The sequence below is a fragment of the Chloroflexota bacterium genome, assembly GCA_016235055.1.
In the GTDB taxonomy this organism is placed as follows: Bacteria; Chloroflexota; Anaerolineae; order JACRMK01; family JACRMK01; genus JACRMK01.
On sequence record JACRMK010000091.1, the window covers coordinates 22,143 to 38,100 of the forward strand.

General features: G+C 63.5%; 10 protein-coding genes. 1 reads left to right on the top strand and 9 read right to left on the bottom strand.

Going from position 1 to position 15,958, the window contains the following annotated elements:
* Positions 1–90: 90 nt before the first annotated feature.
* The 4 genes from HZB53_20985 to obgE all read right to left on the bottom strand — a co-directional run bounded on the left by HZB53_20985 (position 91) and on the right by obgE (position 7,691).
* On the bottom strand, positions 91–1,080 hold the full coding sequence (locus tag HZB53_20985) for a uroporphyrinogen decarboxylase (protein MBI5880132.1): 990 nt from the start codon (positions 1,078–1,080) through the stop codon (positions 91–93).
* Entirely contained in the window at positions 1,067–5,656 is a 4,590-nt protein-coding gene (locus HZB53_20990) for a GAF domain-containing protein (GenBank protein MBI5880133.1), read from the bottom strand. The genes HZB53_20985 and HZB53_20990 overlap by 14 nt, the downstream gene beginning before the upstream one ends.
* Before the next feature lie 132 nt (positions 5,657–5,788).
* A complete protein-coding gene (locus HZB53_20995; GenBank protein MBI5880134.1) occupies positions 5,789–6,400 on the bottom strand; it encodes a nicotinate-nucleotide adenylyltransferase in 612 nt (203 codons plus the stop codon).
* Between the two features lie 28 nt (positions 6,401–6,428).
* Entirely contained in the window at positions 6,429–7,691 is a 1,263-nt protein-coding gene (gene obgE / locus HZB53_21000) for a GTPase ObgE (GenBank protein MBI5880135.1), read from the bottom strand.
* Positions 7,692–7,834: 143 nt separating this feature from the next.
* Here obgE and HZB53_21005 point away from each other — a divergent pair, with 143 nt between their 5' ends.
* Positions 7,835–8,485 carry a redox-sensing transcriptional repressor Rex gene (locus HZB53_21005; GenBank protein ID MBI5880136.1) on the top strand — a complete coding sequence of 217 codons (651 nt, stop codon included), beginning with the start codon at positions 7,835–7,837 and terminating at the stop codon, positions 8,483–8,485.
* Positions 8,486–8,597: 112 nt separating this feature from the next.
* Here HZB53_21005 and HZB53_21010 read toward each other — a convergent pair whose 3' ends face one another.
* The 5 genes from HZB53_21010 to HZB53_21030 all read right to left on the bottom strand — a co-directional run bounded on the left by HZB53_21010 (position 8,598) and on the right by HZB53_21030 (position 15,064).
* A complete protein-coding gene (locus tag HZB53_21010; GenBank protein MBI5880137.1) occupies positions 8,598–9,608 on the bottom strand; it encodes a rod shape-determining protein in 1,011 nt (336 codons plus the stop codon).
* Positions 9,609–10,051: 443 nt separating this feature from the next.
* The gene (locus HZB53_21015; GenBank protein MBI5880138.1) at positions 10,052–11,476 is read right to left on the bottom strand and encodes a hypothetical protein; all 1,425 of its coding nucleotides are present in this window, start codon (positions 11,474–11,476) and stop codon (positions 10,052–10,054) included.
* A gap of 42 nt (positions 11,477–11,518) precedes the next feature.
* Complete coding sequence (locus HZB53_21020) at positions 11,519–12,397, bottom strand: phosphatase PAP2 family protein (protein ID MBI5880139.1); 879 nt, start codon at positions 12,395–12,397, stop codon at positions 11,519–11,521.
* A gap of 159 nt (positions 12,398–12,556) precedes the next feature.
* Positions 12,557–14,620, bottom strand: coding sequence for a GAF domain-containing protein (locus tag HZB53_21025; protein ID MBI5880140.1), 2,064 nt, complete (start codon positions 14,618–14,620; stop codon positions 12,557–12,559).
* 3 nt (positions 14,621–14,623) lie between these two features.
* The gene (locus tag HZB53_21030; protein MBI5880141.1) at positions 14,624–15,064 is read right to left on the bottom strand and encodes a hypothetical protein; all 441 of its coding nucleotides are present in this window, start codon (positions 15,062–15,064) and stop codon (positions 14,624–14,626) included.
* Positions 15,065–15,958 lie beyond the last annotated feature (894 nt).

A 15,958-nucleotide genomic window follows, 5' to 3' on the forward strand; every position in this document is an offset into this window, starting at 1 on the left:
ACGCTGCCCGCGTCATCGTTGCCCGCAAAAACACAGCCCGCTGCGACCAATCGCAGCGGGCTGTTCGTTTTGAAACGGAAATGCCGACGGTCAGACGTGCGTCAGCACAGTGTTGATCGCCGCCTTGATGTTCGACTCCGGCGTCGGGATCGGCAGGACGCAGCCCGCCCCGACGATATGGCCGATGCCGCCGGTCTGCGCCAGCGCATCGCGCACCTGCACCGAGACGTCGGCCGGCGTGCCGGTCAGCAGTGTCGTGTGCTGCGCCACGCCGCCTACGAGCGCGCCGCCGAACTGGCTGCGCGCCTCGCGCAGCGACGGCCGGGTTGTGCGGTCGTGCCAGTTGACGGCCTGCACCGGATACTCCTTTACCAATTGAAACATGATGTCGTCGCCGTGCATATGCAACAGCGTGAACCATGCGCCGGCCGCATTGGCCGACTCGATGATTTTCAGGTCATTCGGCAGGCCGGAAGCGCGGTACTCCGACTCGCTGACGTGGCGGTAGGTAGCGTTCTGGAGCGCGAAGAAGAGACCGGCCGCGCCCGCTTCGATGGCGGCACGCGCGAAGCGCGACATCGACTCGGTGATGACCTCAATCCCGGCGGCAAAGTCCGCCGGGTGCTCGCGCATGTCGACAAACCAGAGCGTGTCGCCGCGCAGGTAGCGCGCGACCATCAGCGGGCTGAACACGGTCTGAATGAACGGCGCCGTGTCGCCCCAGGCCGCCTTGAGCAGGCGGAGCGTCGCCAGCGATTCGCCCAGGATGCCCTGCGTCACATCGAGCGGCTTCAGCGTGCGCCAGTCCGACGCCTGCGTGATGGGCCGCTCCAGGTAGTCGCGCGTACCTTCCATGTTGCCGCGAAACGCCGTCACGGCGCCCCAGTCGCCGGCCGGGTGGCTGTTGGCCGGGCTGACCTTCACAAAGTCGAAGTCGTATTTGGACTGGAAGGCGATCGTCGCCTCGGCCAGATCAGCCGCGCGCTGGTCATCGCCGGGGAAGTGCCGCCAGAATGCGACCGGCACCCGGTCCACCGGCTGACGGTTAGCGGCCGCCAGAATGCGCTCACGCTTGTTCATCGCTGTCCTCCTGGATGGGCAGGCGGATCTGAATGCCGCTCGAATCCGGCGAATACAGAATCACCTGGTCGCGACCACGGCTCTTGGCTTCGTACAACATGCGGTCGGACAGATCGACAAGCTCCTCCAGCGTCTGCCCGTGGTCGGGATAGACCGCCAGGCCCTGGCTGATGGTTGGCTTGGGTATGTCGCGGCCGCGCTCGTCGGCGAGCGGCATGCCGGCCAGCGTGGCGCGAATCCGCCCGGCCACGCGCAGCGCCTGTCCGGCGTTGGCGCCCGGCAACCCAATGCCGAACTCCTCGCCGCCCCAGCGACCGACAATGTCGCCCTGCTTGATATTGCGGCGAATTGCCTGCACGATCGTGCCGAGCACCCGGTCGCCCATCACATGGCCGTATTTGTCGTTGTACTGTTTGAAGTAGTCGATGTCGAGCATGATCAACGACAGCGACGCGCGACCCGCCACCGCCGCGCTCAGGGCGTCTTGCAGGCGTTCGAGGAAATGGCTGTGGTTGAACACGCCGGTCAGGCTGTCGGTGCGCGCCTGCCGCTCGACCGCCATGTGCAGCTCGGCATTGGAGATCGCCACAGCCAGCTGGTCCGCCAGCGTCTGCACAATCGCCTCATCATCAGCGCCGAACCGGATGGACGACCGAGCCTGCACCTCCAGCGCGCCCAGCGTGCGCTCGGCCGAGTGGATCGGCACAGCCAGCAGCACGCCGGCCCGCGGGTCGGTCTCGTCATGAAACGGTCGCTGTTCATTGATGGCGCGGGCCGCGGCCGCCAGCGAACGGATTGGGAGCGTCGACGGCGACGAGAGTTTATCCTGGCCGGCCGCCGCCGCCACCCAGGCGATATCTTTCTCGAAGTCGGCGAGAAAGATACGCACGCGCGCGAACTGGAACTGGGTGCAGACCAGTTGCACGCTGCGGTTCAGCAGATCGCTCAGGTTGAGCATCGAGGTGATCTCGCGGCCCAACTGCGAAACCGTCGCGATCTGGTTGGCGCGGCGGCGCTCGGTCTGATACAGGCGGGCGTTGAAGATCGCCTGCGCCACCTGGTCGGCAATCGTCTGCATCGCCGCCAGGTCGGCGCCATCGAACTCGTTCGGCTGGTCGCCGGCCAGCGCCAGCACACCGACCAGTTCGTCGCGGGCAATCAATGGAACAATCAGTTCCGAGCGCATGCCAATGCCGGCCGGGTCGACAAACTCCTTGGCGCGCGTGACATCGTTGACCAGACGCGGCTGGCGATGACGCGCCACCCAGCCCAGCGTACCCTGGCTGATCGGCTGGCGATAGCCCGGCGGCGCGTCCCATGCAGCATCACTGGCGCCTTGCACTAACTCGTCACCCTCCGCGTAGAAGATTGACACGCCGGGGTAACGCCACGCTTCGCGAATCCGGCGGACGAGGTCGCGCATCAGCGGATCGAGGTCAAGCGATGAGCCGGCCAGCCGGTCGATCTGGTTAACGAGCGCCAACTGCATGCGGCTGCGGCGTTCGGTGTCGATCAGGCGGGCGTTTTCGATGGCGAGCGCCGCCTGGCGCGCCAGCACGACCATCAACTGGCCGTCGCGCGCGGTGAACTGGCCCGGCACAATGCGTTTGAAGATATACAGCGCGCCGATCAATCCGCCCTGCCCAAACATCGCCGCCGCGAGCCACTGGCGGGCATCAAAGCGCGAGGCGAGACGCCGCACGGACGCCGTCGCCCCCTCCACGTCATTGACGATCCAGACCGGTTCGTGGTATGGATCCCACACGGCGCGGGAAAATTCGTTCATCAGGTAGTGCGCATCCGCAAGCAGTTCCGGCGACGCGCCGTAGGCCGGTTCCTGCGCCCGCATGCGCTTGGTCTCGTCGTCGTACAACAGAATCACCGCGCTTTGCACGCCGAACACCTGCGCGATGCGGCGCGTGACTTCGGCATAGGTGGCCCGCGTGCTGCCCAGCGCGCCAAATGCCTGCGAGATCTCGTACTGGCCGGCCAGTTCGCGGGCGCGCTGGCGCTCGGCCTCCGCCAGGCGCGCGCTTTCGATGGCGACCGCCAGGTGCCCGGCCAGCGTCTGCATGAAGCGCTCATGACGCGCATCATACGCATCCAGAGCCGCGCACTCGACGTTGAAAACACCGAGCACCTGATCCCGCCTTATGATCGGCATGCACAGTTCGGAGCGCATGTCGAGGTTGCCCACAAATCGCGAGTCGCGGCGCACATCGCCAATGCGTTGAGCCTGCCGGTGCGTGAGGACCCAGCCGGTGACGCCACCGATCGCCGGCGCGCCTAACATATCTTCCACAGGGCGGCGCGACTCGGCTGCGGAGTATGCGTGCCCGTTCACAAACGCGGATAATGGAGTCAGCACCGGCGGGTCGCCGTCGGACAGGTGCAGGATCGCGTCGTCGACGGGCATCACGGCCAGCGCCGCAGCCACAGCGGCCTCCGCAATCGCGGCCATGTCGGAGGTCTCGCGCGCGCGCTGGGCGAAGGCGAAGAGCGCCTCGGTTTCGGCCAGGTTGCGCCGCACGCTCTCGTAGAACTGCGCGTTGTCAATGGCGACGGACAACTGCCCGGCCAGCGTCTGCAGCAACTCGACATCTTCGCTGTCGTACGCGCCGGCGCGCTCGTAATCCTGCACGGCCATCGCACCGATGATGCGCGCGCCTTTGAGCAGCGGCACGCCCAGCCAGGACTGCGCGGGAGTGCCCAGCACCGTCACATTGTTGCGGCGGCCATACTCGGACAGATCGTCATTGATGAGCACGGCGCGGCGCTGATGAATGACGTGCTCGGTCAATCCGTTGCTGTTGTGGCGCGATTCGCGTTGAATCAAGTTGCCGTGCTCGTAGTAGAGCGGGAAGCGCACTTCATCGGCTGCTTCATCGTACAGCGCAACGTAGAAATCGCGGTTGCCTGTCAGCGACAACACCTGCTCGTAGGCGGTCTGCAGCACACGCGGCAATTCGAGCGCGGAACTCACGGCCTGGCCGACCAGGTTGAGCGCGGCCAGTTGCTGCAGGCGGCGATCGGCCCGGGCCACCAACTGCGCGCGATCGATGGCCGTCGTCGCCTGCCGCGCAAACGCTACCAGCAACTGCAACTCGTCGGCCGTGAACGCGCGCGGCTCGGGAAAATCCACCAGCAGGGCGCCGGCCAGGCCGTCGGGGCGGGTCAGCGGCTCGCACACCCAGGCGCGGATGCCAGACAGCGGATCGAGCGCCACGTCGCCAGCCGTTACCGGCTCACCGCGCTCCAGATCACGCCACACCGCGGGCGTCACAATCGCATGCCCGAGGGTGTTTGCCGACTCAACGGTGCGGCCGCGCGATGATTTTGCAGCCAGCGCGTCGCTTTCGCGCACCAGCACAGCGGCCGCGCCGTATGGCACGACAGTCTGCAACTCGGCCAGCACGACATCCAGCGCCCATGGCAGATCGCGCCCCTCGCCGATGGCCTGCGCGATGCGGCTAAACGATTCGGCCAGGCGGCGCTGCGCGTACTCGGCGGAATACGAGCGCGCATGCTGGATCGCCAACCCCAGTTGCTCGCCGATCGCGCCGAGAAATTCCAGATCAGAGGCGTCGGGCAGCAGCGCCTCGCGCGACAACATGATCAGCGCGCCAAAGGATTGCGCTCCGTTCTTCAGCGGGATGCCGATAAACGAGCGAAAGCCTTCGCTCGGAAAGTTAGTAAGCCGCAGGCGCGGGGCATGGGCCAGATCGTCCGTGCATACCGGACGCCCGTCTGTCATGACCGCGCCAATCAATCCCTCGCCAATGCGAAGCTTGAATCGGCCGGTTTGCGCGGACAGCCGCTCGGACAAACCATGATGCGCGGCCGTTTCGATATTCTGCGTGTCCACATTGGCAAGCACGATGAGTCCGGCATCCAGGCGCAGCACCTCGGTGGCTTTCGCCAGCGCCAGGTTCAACACCACCGGCAGGTCCAGCGAGGAGCCCACCGCCACGCTCATCGCGTGCAGCGCCTGCATCTGCGCCAACTGCCGCGCCGTCTGGCGGGCAGCCTGCAGGGTCAGTTCCACCGCCCGCTGGCCCTGCGCCGCCATGTACTCCATACCCGTATGCACCATGAGCGCCAGCGCACCGAAGACGCCGCCGCGCAGGATGGTGCTCAAGATCAACTCGCTGGGGTCAAACCGCCTCAGGTCCAGCACCAGCGTGGCCGCCATGGCCAGCGTCGCCGTGTACAGCCCGAGACGGCGGCCGCCCACCACGGCCCCGCCGACGACTAACAGGGCCATGAACGCATCCAACGTACCGTTCAAGCCGTCTGTTAACCAGACGGACAGCGCGCAGACGATCACGCCGTAGGTCATCTGCGCGAAGTAAAAGACTGGGTGAGTGCCAAAGCGGTCAATCAGGTAGTGAAAGAGGAAAAGCGTATACAGGCCGGCAGCGAAGTTGTAGGCGACCAGCCACATGCGATGATCGGGGTTGACGGGCCCCCACAGCGAAAATGCTGTGAACGAAGCCCATCCGATCCAGGCGATGGCTTCGATGATGCGCAGGTACGGGCGCAGGCGCGCGATGATGGGAAGCGGTGTGGAAGTCACAACGGATAATTTTGAGCGATTTGTCCGATCTGATTGCCCCGATTGTATGTTGGATTGGCTCGTCCGTCAATGAGCCGGCGGGACGAACGGCGAGGCGTGCGCCAGGCATAGCGGCGGCGACACCCCGCGACATCAACTGTCGCGATAGAGCCGGTTGGCCTCAATATAATCGCGGACGGCATCCGGTACCAGGTAGCGGATGCTTTGGCCGCGACGCACACGCTCCTGCAGGTTGCTGGCGGCGATCTCAAGCTCCGGCATTTCGACGAACGTCAGGCGATTGAACAGATCGGGCAGGCCGTGCAGCAGATCCATCATCTGGCCCACATCCATGGCCACGCCAGGCCGCGCGCAGACGACCAGGCGCGCCAGGCGCACGATCTCGGCGGCGCGATGCCAATTGCCGAGATCGCGCAGCGAATCGAGGCCCATGATGAAGAACAGTTCGGCGTCGGGGTTTTGCGCCGCCAGTATGCCCAGCGTCTCGTAGGTATATGACGGCGCCGGGCGGTCCACGTCCACCCGGCTCAACTCAAACTGCGCGTGGCCGGCGATGGCCAGGCGCACCAGCTCGAGGCGCTGCTCGGTCGTGCTGATCAGCCGCGACATTTTCCACGGCGAGCGATTGGCCGGCACCCACAGGATGCGCTCCAGCCCAAGTTCCGCGCGCGCCATCTCGGCCGCCGCCAGGTGCCCGGTATGCGGCGGATCGAACGTACCGCCCATGATGCCCAGCCGTCGCATGGTCGCTTCTCGCTTTCGATAGGTCGGGCTACTCGGTCCACTCCAAGTGGCCTTCGCCGATGTGAACCATGTCGCCCTCGGCAACGCCGGCCGCGCGCAGTGCGCTGAAGACGCCCATTGCCGTGAGGATGCGCTGCAAGCGCTCGACCGATTCGGACTCGTTCCAGTAGGTCATGGCCATCAGGCGCTCGACCTTGCGACCGGTCACGCGCCAGCCCGCACCTTCGCGGGTCACCGTGAAGACCTCCTCCGGCAATTCGGGATGAATCACCGGCAGTTCGGCCTGCGCCTCGACGGGCAACTCCGGCAGCGTCTGCGCCACACGGTTCACGAGCTCGCGGACGCCCTCGGTGGTCGCCGCCGAGATCGCCAGCGCAGGGATGCCGCGTGCCTGCATGAACCGCTGAATGCGCGGCCACGCTTTGCGCGCTTCGGGCAGATCCATCTTGTTCAGCGCAACGATCTGCGGCTTGGAGGCCAGCGCGGGATTGAATGCGTCCAGTTCCGCGTTGATGACCGCGAAGTCTTTGAGCGGGTCGGCCGAACCGCCGTCGAGCACATGCACGAGCAGGCGCGTGCGCTCGATGTGCTTGAGGAAGCGATCGCCAAGCCCGTGCCCGTCGTGCGCGCCCTCGATCAGCCCGGGGATGTCGGCGGCAACAAAGGCGGCCTGCTCATCAAGGATGACGACGCCGAGGTTCGGCGACAGCGTCGTGAACGGGTAATCTGCGATCTTCGGGCGCGCATTGGAGATAACGGACAGCAGCGTCGACTTGCCGGCGTTAGGCAGGCCGACGATACCGACGTCGGCGATCAGCTTGAGTTCAAGGCGCAGCTCGCGCTTGCCGCCGGGCGCACCACGCTCCGCAATGCGCGGCGCCTGATTGTGCGCCTTGACGAATGCAGAGTTGCCGCGACCGCCGCGACCGCCGGTTGCCGCGGTGTATTCCTGTCCTGCATGCACCAGATCGGCCAGCAGGTCGCCGCTGGCTGCGTCGCGGATGACGGTGCCGCACGGCACGTGCAGGCGCAGCGTTTCGCCATCCCGGCCGTGCATGTTGCGGCCCGCGCCGTTCGTGCCGTCGTCGGCGTTGAAGTGATGTTTGCGCCGGAAAAAGTTCAGCAGATTGAGGCCCTTGTCGGCCACGAAGATAACATCGCCGCCGCGCCCGCCGTGCCCGCCGTCCGGCCCGCCCATGGGGATGTACTTCTCGCGACGAAACGATACGACTCCATCGCCGCCGTCGCCCGCTTTGATTTCTATACGCGCTTCATCAAGAAAATCAGTCATGCAAATCCAGTCTGGAACTGCCACACGGGGCATATAATCTGCAAATAAGAAAGGCGCAACGATATCTTGTTACAGACGATCAGTAATACTCTTGCCGGTCAATGTGTTTTACATCACGAACATATTATGATACACTTTTCGCCATGATCTCCCCGAAGAACGGCGAATCGGCCGACGATATTCCGGACATCGCCATTCAGCGGTTGCCGCTCTATCTGCGGGCGCTGATGCAGATGCAGTCACAGCACCAGCGCATCACATCGTCACAGGAGATGGCGTCGCACCTGCACATCAGCTCGGCGCAGATCCGCAAAGACTTGTCGTACTTCGGTGAGTTCGGCAAGCAGGGCACCGGCTACGAAATCCCGTACCTGATCGACCAACTCAAGGATATCCTGCATCTCAATGCGGCCTGGGGCATGGCCCTCGTTGGCGCGGGCGACCTGGGTCGCGCGCTGGTGCGCTACAACGGCTTCCGTCCGCGCGGCTTCTATGTGGCCGCGATCTTCGACAGCGACCCGGCCAAGATCGGCAACCAGGTGGGCGATGTCGTGATCCACGATGTGCGCCAGATTACGAGTGTCGTGTCGGAGATGGGCTTGCGCATCGGCGTCGTGGCGGTGCCCCCGGCGGCGGCGCAGCGCGTGGCCGAGGCGCTGGTGAAAGGCGGCGTCGTCGCGCTGCTCAACTACGCGCCGATCACGCTCAACCTGCCGGACACCGTGCGGGTACACTACATTGACCCGGTGGCCGGCCTGCAAAGCATGACCTATTACCTGCCAGTTCAAGATTGACCGGCACCAGCACTCACACGAAACCCGATTCCGCTGGAATCGGGTTTTTGGTTGGCCAGCCAAACAGCGTTCACAGATTCGTCAGCGGTGATGCGCGCCTGGGAGCGCCGCACTAAACCTGCGGCAGGCTCTTCAGGAACACCTCGCGCCGCTCCAGCGCTTTGCCCGCGCCGATGGCGACACACGCCATCGGATTGTCGGCGACATAGCACGGCACACCCGTTTCGCGCGCCAGCAGCGTGTCCATGTTGCGCAGGAGCGCACCGCCGCCGGTCAGCACCATGCCGCGGTCGATGACGTCGGACGAAAGCTCGGGCGGCGTCTTCTCCAGCACGGACTTGACGACGCCGACCAACGTGCCGAGCGTTTCGGTCAGCGCTTCGGTGACCTCGTCGGAGGTGATGGTAATCGTGCGCGGCAGCCCCTGCACCTGGTCGCGGCCGCGCACGTCCATGGACAGCTTTTCGTCCAGCGGCAGCGCACTGCCGATCTGAATCTTGATATCCTCGGCGGTCTGGTCGCCGATCATCAGGTTGTACTTGCGGCGCACGTAACCGGCAATCGCCTCATCCAGCTTGAGGCCGCCAACGCGCGCGGAGCCGGAGACGACGATGCCGTTCAGCGAGATGACCGCCGCTTCGCTGACGCCGCCTCCGAAATCGACGATCATGTTGCCGGTCGGGGTGTCTACCGGCAGGCCCGCGCCAATGGCCGCCGCCAGCGGCTCCTGGATCAGGTAGGTGCGATTGGCATGACCGCCGGCCTGGATCGCCGCATCGTGCACGGCGCGGCTTTCCACGCTGGTGACGCCAACCGGCACGCTGACCATCAGGCTCGGCTTGGGCAGGGCAAAGCGCCCGCAGATCTTCTCGACGAAGTAGCGCAGCATCGCCTCGGTGACGACGTAGTCGGCGATGACGCCATCGCGCATCGGCCGCGCCACCTCGATGTTTTCCGGGGTGCGGCCGATCATGGCGCGCGCTTCGTCGCCGATCGCCACGGGGCGATTGTCGGTGGTGCGGATGGCTACCACCGACGGTTCCTGCAGAACAACGCCGCGCCCCTTGACGTAGACGACGATGTTGACAGTGCCGAGATCAATTCCGATAGTTTTTTCGAACATGGTTTCCGTAAAATTGACGAGTTGAGCCGCCGCGGCCATGGCCGGAGTTCGGCGGCAATCGTTCGGATTTTAGCCTAGATTAGGGGATAGCCCAAACCCCGTCGCGCCGGGAAGGCCGAACGCGAATAACCGGTTATGGGCGCGACGAGCCGGGCGATTCGCACAATGCGAAGAGAGGGCCTGTTTTTACCATTATTGAGATGAGTTCGAGTTATACTATTTCAACTTGGCCATGTCCTCATAGCGATTGCGCAAGTGCAACTGCCGCCCCCTCATCCCCTGGCCCCTGCTCCCCCGCGCGCGAGGGAGCAGGGGAAAACCTAACGGGGATTGGCTCCCCCTCCCAGTTTCGCTGGGAGGGGGCTGGGGGGAGGGCAGAATTTGGCGGTGTGCCGTGTGCTCATGCGACATGCACATGGGGACATTTTCAATTTGAAACAGTATTAGTGAGACTCGAAGTGCACTTCTGGATAGTCGGGTGACGGGCCATGCAACAGCGGCGATGGCTGGTTCTTCAGAACCGTGTCAAAGAACGCCAGAATATAGGCGTCCACAACCTGCAGCGTGCGTTCGCCGTTCAGTGGGCCGCGCTCTGGCAACAACGCGCTGAGCGGCGACAAGAGCGGGTAATCGCCGAAGTCATCGTGGAGGACGCCCGAAAGCTTGAGATGAGAAGCGGACGCGTTGACTCCCCTATATAGCGTATCGAGACGGGCTAGATTATCCAGCTTCCACATGCGCGTATCGCTTTGCATGAACATGAACGGCTGACGCAACGGCTCCGAGACCATCGCTTCAGGCAGCGGCTCATACCAACCATCCTGGGCGAGCCCCGCTTTGCAGCGCGCATCAATATGACACGTCCAGACGATCGCCCCGCCGCCAAGCGAGACGCCCGTCAAGCCGATGCGTTGCAGATCGAATTTGCCCGCCAACCGCGCATCCAGTTTCCCCGCGTTCAAAAGCTGCAATTGATCCATCACGAAGCGCTCATCGGCGACCACGGTCGCCTCCAGTTTTTCCCGGGCTGCTTGATCGCCGGGTTGATTGCGCCCCGCCGGAGGCAACATCGCCGGATCGCTCGACACCACGCGCCCGTTCGAGAAAACGGTGAACAGCGTGGCATACGAATGGTCAATCGCAACAGCGATATATCCCGCACTCGCCAGCGCTTCCATCTGATTGAAGCTGGCCGTACGGTAACCCTGGTAGCCGTGAGAATAGATGACAACGGGATACGGCGCTCCGTCGCTGCGAACCGGCGCGTCTCCATACGTATGCGTTCGCACCAAACGCAAATGGTCCAAAGTAAATGGCGGCAATTTGAGAAACCGGGCGAAGGCGGGCAGCGCCGCATCGAAATTGTCCAGGAACGGGATCGGCCTGGCATCTGCCGCCGGTTGGGCGGGGTACCAGATCTGAACCATCAATTCGCGCTTGGCATTTGGATCGGATGAATAGGTTTCGGCGCGCGTCGTGTCCGTCCAATCGTACAAGACCGAGCCGACCGCATAAGGACCGGGCGGCGTTGGCAAGCGGGGCACTGGAAGTATGATCGGCAGTACGGCGGCAACGAGCCACCAGAGCAATCCAAACCCTCCAGCGAAGAACGCCGGCGCACCGCGTGCTGGGATTGAGTCCGTGGTTTTCAGAAGACCCGGCAGAGCGAACAAAAGCAGCGCGGCGGTCAACCCGTAAGCGGGCACCATCTGCCAGCGATATTGTTCCACGCCCAGATGCACAACCGTGATGACAACAATCCCGGCAGGCAGAAGCCTGACCCAGCGACGTGAAGGGCGTAACGGGATGGTCACCATCAACAAGGCGATTAAGTTCAGCAGCAGAATTGCTGTTTCGAGCGGGCGCATCGGGGGTCCTTTTTCGGCCTGCCAACGACTCTGGGCTTCTCGCTATGTGCGGCTTTCCGCCAGCCGCGCCTTCACAAACACCCAGGGCGCGCCGAGACTTGCCCACGCGCCCATCGCCGCATACCGAATCAGGTCAAAAATCATCTGCTCCGGGAAGACCGCTTTGAGTCCAATGCGCAGCGCCATGATCACCGCCGCGCCCAGCGCCAATTTGACGACTTGCCTGGCCCACGTCGCGCGCACGTCAAAGCGAATAGTCTTTTCTTCGACAGGCAAAAGCGCGAACATGCCCAGGGCAACGCCCATGAGCTTTGCGGAGTCGCTCGTGGCGTGCACGGCGAACAAAGCCAGCGGCACAACAACTCCCAATCCAATTTGCAGCGCCAGCGATTGCTTGCCAATCCACTCGCCGACGCGCGGCTGCATGATCGCATATGCGGCGACAATCACAATGCCCAACGCCCAGCCCAGCAAGACATCTTGCGGGAAATGATCGCCGACGTACATTCGCCCAATGCCGATAAAGAGCGACATGAAGATAGCGAGTGCCCACCACCAGCGCATTTTCAGTTGCGTGGCGACATAGCCCCAAAAAGCCACCGCGCCTTGCGCGTGACCACTCGGCATTCCAAAACCCTCTGTCTTGAATGGCGCGTACAGCGTGTTGTCCACTTGATACGGTCTTGGCGCGGCGAAAAAATCTTTGAAAACCAGATTCAGATAGCTGGAAAAAATAAACGCAAAAGTCAACCGCATGCCGAGCGATTTGTGAATGCACCAAAACATGAGCGAAAGAAAGAGGATGAAAAAATCTTCCGCGCCGAGGTAATACGTCGTGCTCATAATCAGATCGAGCGCAGGACTGCGAAACGTTTGCAGCCACTGTACGATTGGCAGTCCCCATTGAATCAGCGCGTCCATCGCTTCCTCCGTGAAATACCGTGGATAGTGAACGGTATGCCGCCCAACAATTCGGCTTGTGACATGCAGGCCTTCGGGTCTTGGGGAGGCGAGCGATCGGGAGCGCAGGCGCAGAACCGTCCAGCCAGGGCACGACGCCCACTGCCAAAGCGAATTAGTTCAGGACGCCCACCGGTTTTCGTTCAACAGCCCGATAAAAGTATCCACGACCGCGGGGTCGAACTGAGTGCCCGCGTTCTGGCGCAATTCCGCAACCGCCTCGGCCTGCGGGCGGCCGTCCTTATAGGTGCGCTGATCCACAATGGCGCTGAACGAATCGACGGCCGTGAGGATGCGCGCGCCGAGCGGAATCGCTTCGCCGGCCAGGCCGTCGGGATACCCTTCGCCATCCCAGCGTTCGTGGTGGTGCCGCACGATTTTGGCTGCATTCGCCAGCCGCGGCACCGGCGCGAGGATTTCCGCCCCGATGACCGGATGCCGGCGCATCCGCGCCCGTTCGGAATCATCGAGTGCGGCGGGTTTCTGCAGGATCGCATCGGCGACGCCGATCTTGCCAACGTCGTGGAGGATGCTTCCGAACCGCAAATCCTCCAACTGGGGTTTGCTCATGCCCATCACACGGCCGACCGCGGTAGCCATTTCGGCCAGCCGCTCCGAGTGGTCGTGCGTATAACTATCCTTGGCGTCTACCGCGCGAGCCAGCGCCAGCACCGTTTGCAGATAGGTGTGCTCCAGTTCCTCAAACAACTCGGCGCGGCGCAGCGCGCTGGAGGCCTGTTCCGCCAGACTCTGCACGAGCGAGATCTTTTCGCTGCCAAAGCGCTCACGGGCCGGGTTGCGCGCTTCGCCAATGGCCAGGATACCCAGGACCCGGTCATCCACCCGCAAGGCAACCGCGCAGAGCGATTGCACCAGGTCAAGCGCCAGCAACTCTCTTTCACTCCCGGTAATATCCGCGTCAGCCCGGTAAAAAAGGAGAGGAACGTCGGATTGCAGGACACGCGTCAGCGCCAACGCCTGGCTGGCGGGCGCGTACCGCCCGACCCACAGATCGCGCCCCAGCGCGAGCGGCGGGTATTCAGATCTGATCACCAGATCCTGGCCCTCCGCCCGAATGACGACGGCAAAGGTAGCGCGAATACGCTCGACCGCATGGCGCGCGACGAGCTCGAGTATCTGTGCACTGTCGCCGGCGCCGACGAGCGAGCGGGACATGGCGTACAACGCGCTTAGTTCCTCGCGCCGGGACTGCTCCTGCTCGAACAACCGGGTATTGTTGATCGCCACGGCCGCCTGCGCGCCAAACATGCTTAGCAGATGCGCATCCATCGCATCGAAACGGCGCGCGGCATCGGCGGTGTCGTTGACGACGAGCACGCCGGTCAGGTCGCTGCCGTAGATCATCGGCACCGCCACGACAGCCGTCATGCTGCGGTATGGCGCCCGTTGCGCCTGGTACGGCGCCAACTGGTCGCCGGCCAGAATCAGCGATTGGAGCGTTTGCGCCACGCGGCCCGCGATGCCGTCGCCCAGCGCCAGGCGCTCGCCCGGGATCAGGCCCTCGCCCCGCGCAATGGCGAGCACCAGGTCGCCGTGCGCTTTGTCATACAGGTACATGGCGCTGCTCGGTGCGGAGAGGAGGCCCCGGGCGCGATCAACCACCGTGCGCAGCAAGGTCGGCAGCTCGCGCTGGGCAACCAGGTCGCCGACCGTATCGTACAGAGCCGCAAACTCGCTGGCCTGCCGCTGGATTTCCTGCTCCGCCCGCCGGCGCTCGCTGCTGTCGTGAATGGAGATACTGACGTACGGCCGTTCGTTCTGCACGATGCGGTTGCCGTTGACTTCCACGTAACCGTCCGCGCCATCAGCCTGCCGCAGGCGCTGCTCGTGTATAGTGGCGCGCCCATCGCGCAGGATCCGTTGATGGAAAGCGGCGAGCGCTTCGCGGTCGGAAGCGAAGAGCTTGTGGAGGATCGTCTGCGCGGCATCCGGCGGCTGGCAATCAAGCAGATCGCAAAATGCGGGGTTGACTTCCAGCACCTGCATCGTGGCGGCATCGTACAGCGCAATGCCGTCTGATGCATGCGCGATGATGTCGCGGAAGCGCTCCTCAGCGCGCAGCAGGGCGCGCTGCTTCGGCAGGAGGCGATACAGCACGATCAGCGTGGCCGCCGCGATGACGCCGCCCAGACACACGGCGATTTGTGTCGAGTCCAGAGGCATGGCTTACGCCGCCCTGCCGCCGGCCATGGCCGCGCTCAGGACGCGCACAAATTGCGTGGCTTGTTCCCGCTCAGCGAACCGGCACATCAAGTACTTCCTGTCCGGACCATTCACAACGATGGCGACGCCGGCCATGCCCTGTTGAACGTCCCGCACGTTCACGATATCGGACAGCCGCATGGTCTGAACGAACGGAGACGGCCAGTAGTCATCCGTACCGAGCATGACCAGTTGTTTCTGCGTGACCACATACGCCATATGGTAGTCGCGGCTGCCGTTGTCCTGCAATACGACCTCGCTCAGAATGCGCGTCGTATCCCCGGCCTTGCTGTATGACTCGACGCAGGCGAGAATCGTTTCGTCAGCCGGCAGCAACCCTACGATTCGCGCTTCGTATTCCGGCGGTAGATCATGGATGGTGCATTCCCGCGTCATGCGTGGCATATGCTCTCCGTAGCGTTGGCAGCGCCATTAGAGCGGCTTGCGAAATAATCCGACAGCGTGCCGCACGGGGCTGCACGCCGCATGTTGGGACAGATCTCTGGCCTGTCCGGCGGGCGGGTCAACGACCTGTCGCCACACGACGGACCGCATGGCGTGCCGGATGTTTCTGCAAAATGCGCTAATGGCTGCGCGACCGGTATCGAGCATGCATTTGACTGCGTTTTGAGCGGCCCGATCGAGAAGCGAGCTGTACATTCCATCGCGTGCTGCCCATCGCGAAATCAAATGCCAAATCCTGATGACGGTTCCGCTGCCCGATCGGCACGGCTCTGGCTGGCCTTGTACCGCACGACGGCAACCTTCATCAGCGGAATCACTATACACCCGATCACGGTTGTGATTCAAGTGTGCGAAGGTTAACGCCAGGTTAATTGCAGGTAAACGCACGGGCGTCCGCACATTTATACTGTTTCGAGTTAAGAATGTCCTTAAAGCTATTTCCCGAAAGAACCGATATGGCGGCTGGCGTAGGGGCAGGTCTTTGACCTGTCCGGCGGGCGGGTCAGAGACCCGCCCCTGCGCAACCAAACGCCGATCATATCAGATCAATTCGGAAAACGCTGTAGGGGGTGTCCTGCTGAGCGCGAAGGTCGTGCTACCAGCCTATGCCGCGCTTCACGCGCGAAGCATCTCGTGTGTTTCAGCCCAGATGGTTCGCGCGCGTGGTGGGTTGTTGGACAAGGGCCATCCGTTCGCGCTGCTCATGACGTTCGCGGTATTGCTCGTAGGGCGACCCCGACCCGTTCGCCCCCTTTGGGGGGTTGCGGTCGCCCGGTGCTGGGCCGGGCAAGCCCGGCCCCTATAACAAACGTCATGTCGCGTCGCATACCGCGC

Bases quoted from the DNA above. Each gene is read 5' to 3' on its own strand.
- HZB53_21020 (MBI5880139.1), bottom strand. From the start codon at position 12,397: ATGGACGCGCTGATTCAATGGGGACTGCCAATCGTACAGTGGCTGCAA.
- obgE (MBI5880135.1), bottom strand. From the start codon at position 7,691: ATGACTGATTTTCTTGATGAAGCGCGTATAGAAATCAAAGCGGGCGAC.
- HZB53_20995 (MBI5880134.1), bottom strand. From the start codon at position 6,400: ATGCGACGGCTGGGCATCATGGGCGGTACGTTCGATCCGCCGCATACC.
- HZB53_21015 (MBI5880138.1), bottom strand. From the start codon at position 11,476: ATGCGCCCGCTCGAAACAGCAATTCTGCTGCTGAACTTAATCGCCTTG.
- HZB53_21005 (MBI5880136.1), top strand. From the start codon at position 7,835: ATGATCTCCCCGAAGAACGGCGAATCGGCCGACGATATTCCGGACATC.
- HZB53_20985 (MBI5880132.1), bottom strand. From the start codon at position 1,080: ATGAACAAGCGTGAGCGCATTCTGGCGGCCGCTAACCGTCAGCCGGTG.
- HZB53_21010 (MBI5880137.1), bottom strand. From the start codon at position 9,608: ATGTTCGAAAAAACTATCGGAATTGATCTCGGCACTGTCAACATCGTC.
- HZB53_21030 (MBI5880141.1), bottom strand. From the start codon at position 15,064: ATGCCACGCATGACGCGGGAATGCACCATCCATGATCTACCGCCGGAA.
- HZB53_21025 (MBI5880140.1), bottom strand. From the start codon at position 14,620: ATGCCTCTGGACTCGACACAAATCGCCGTGTGTCTGGGCGGCGTCATC.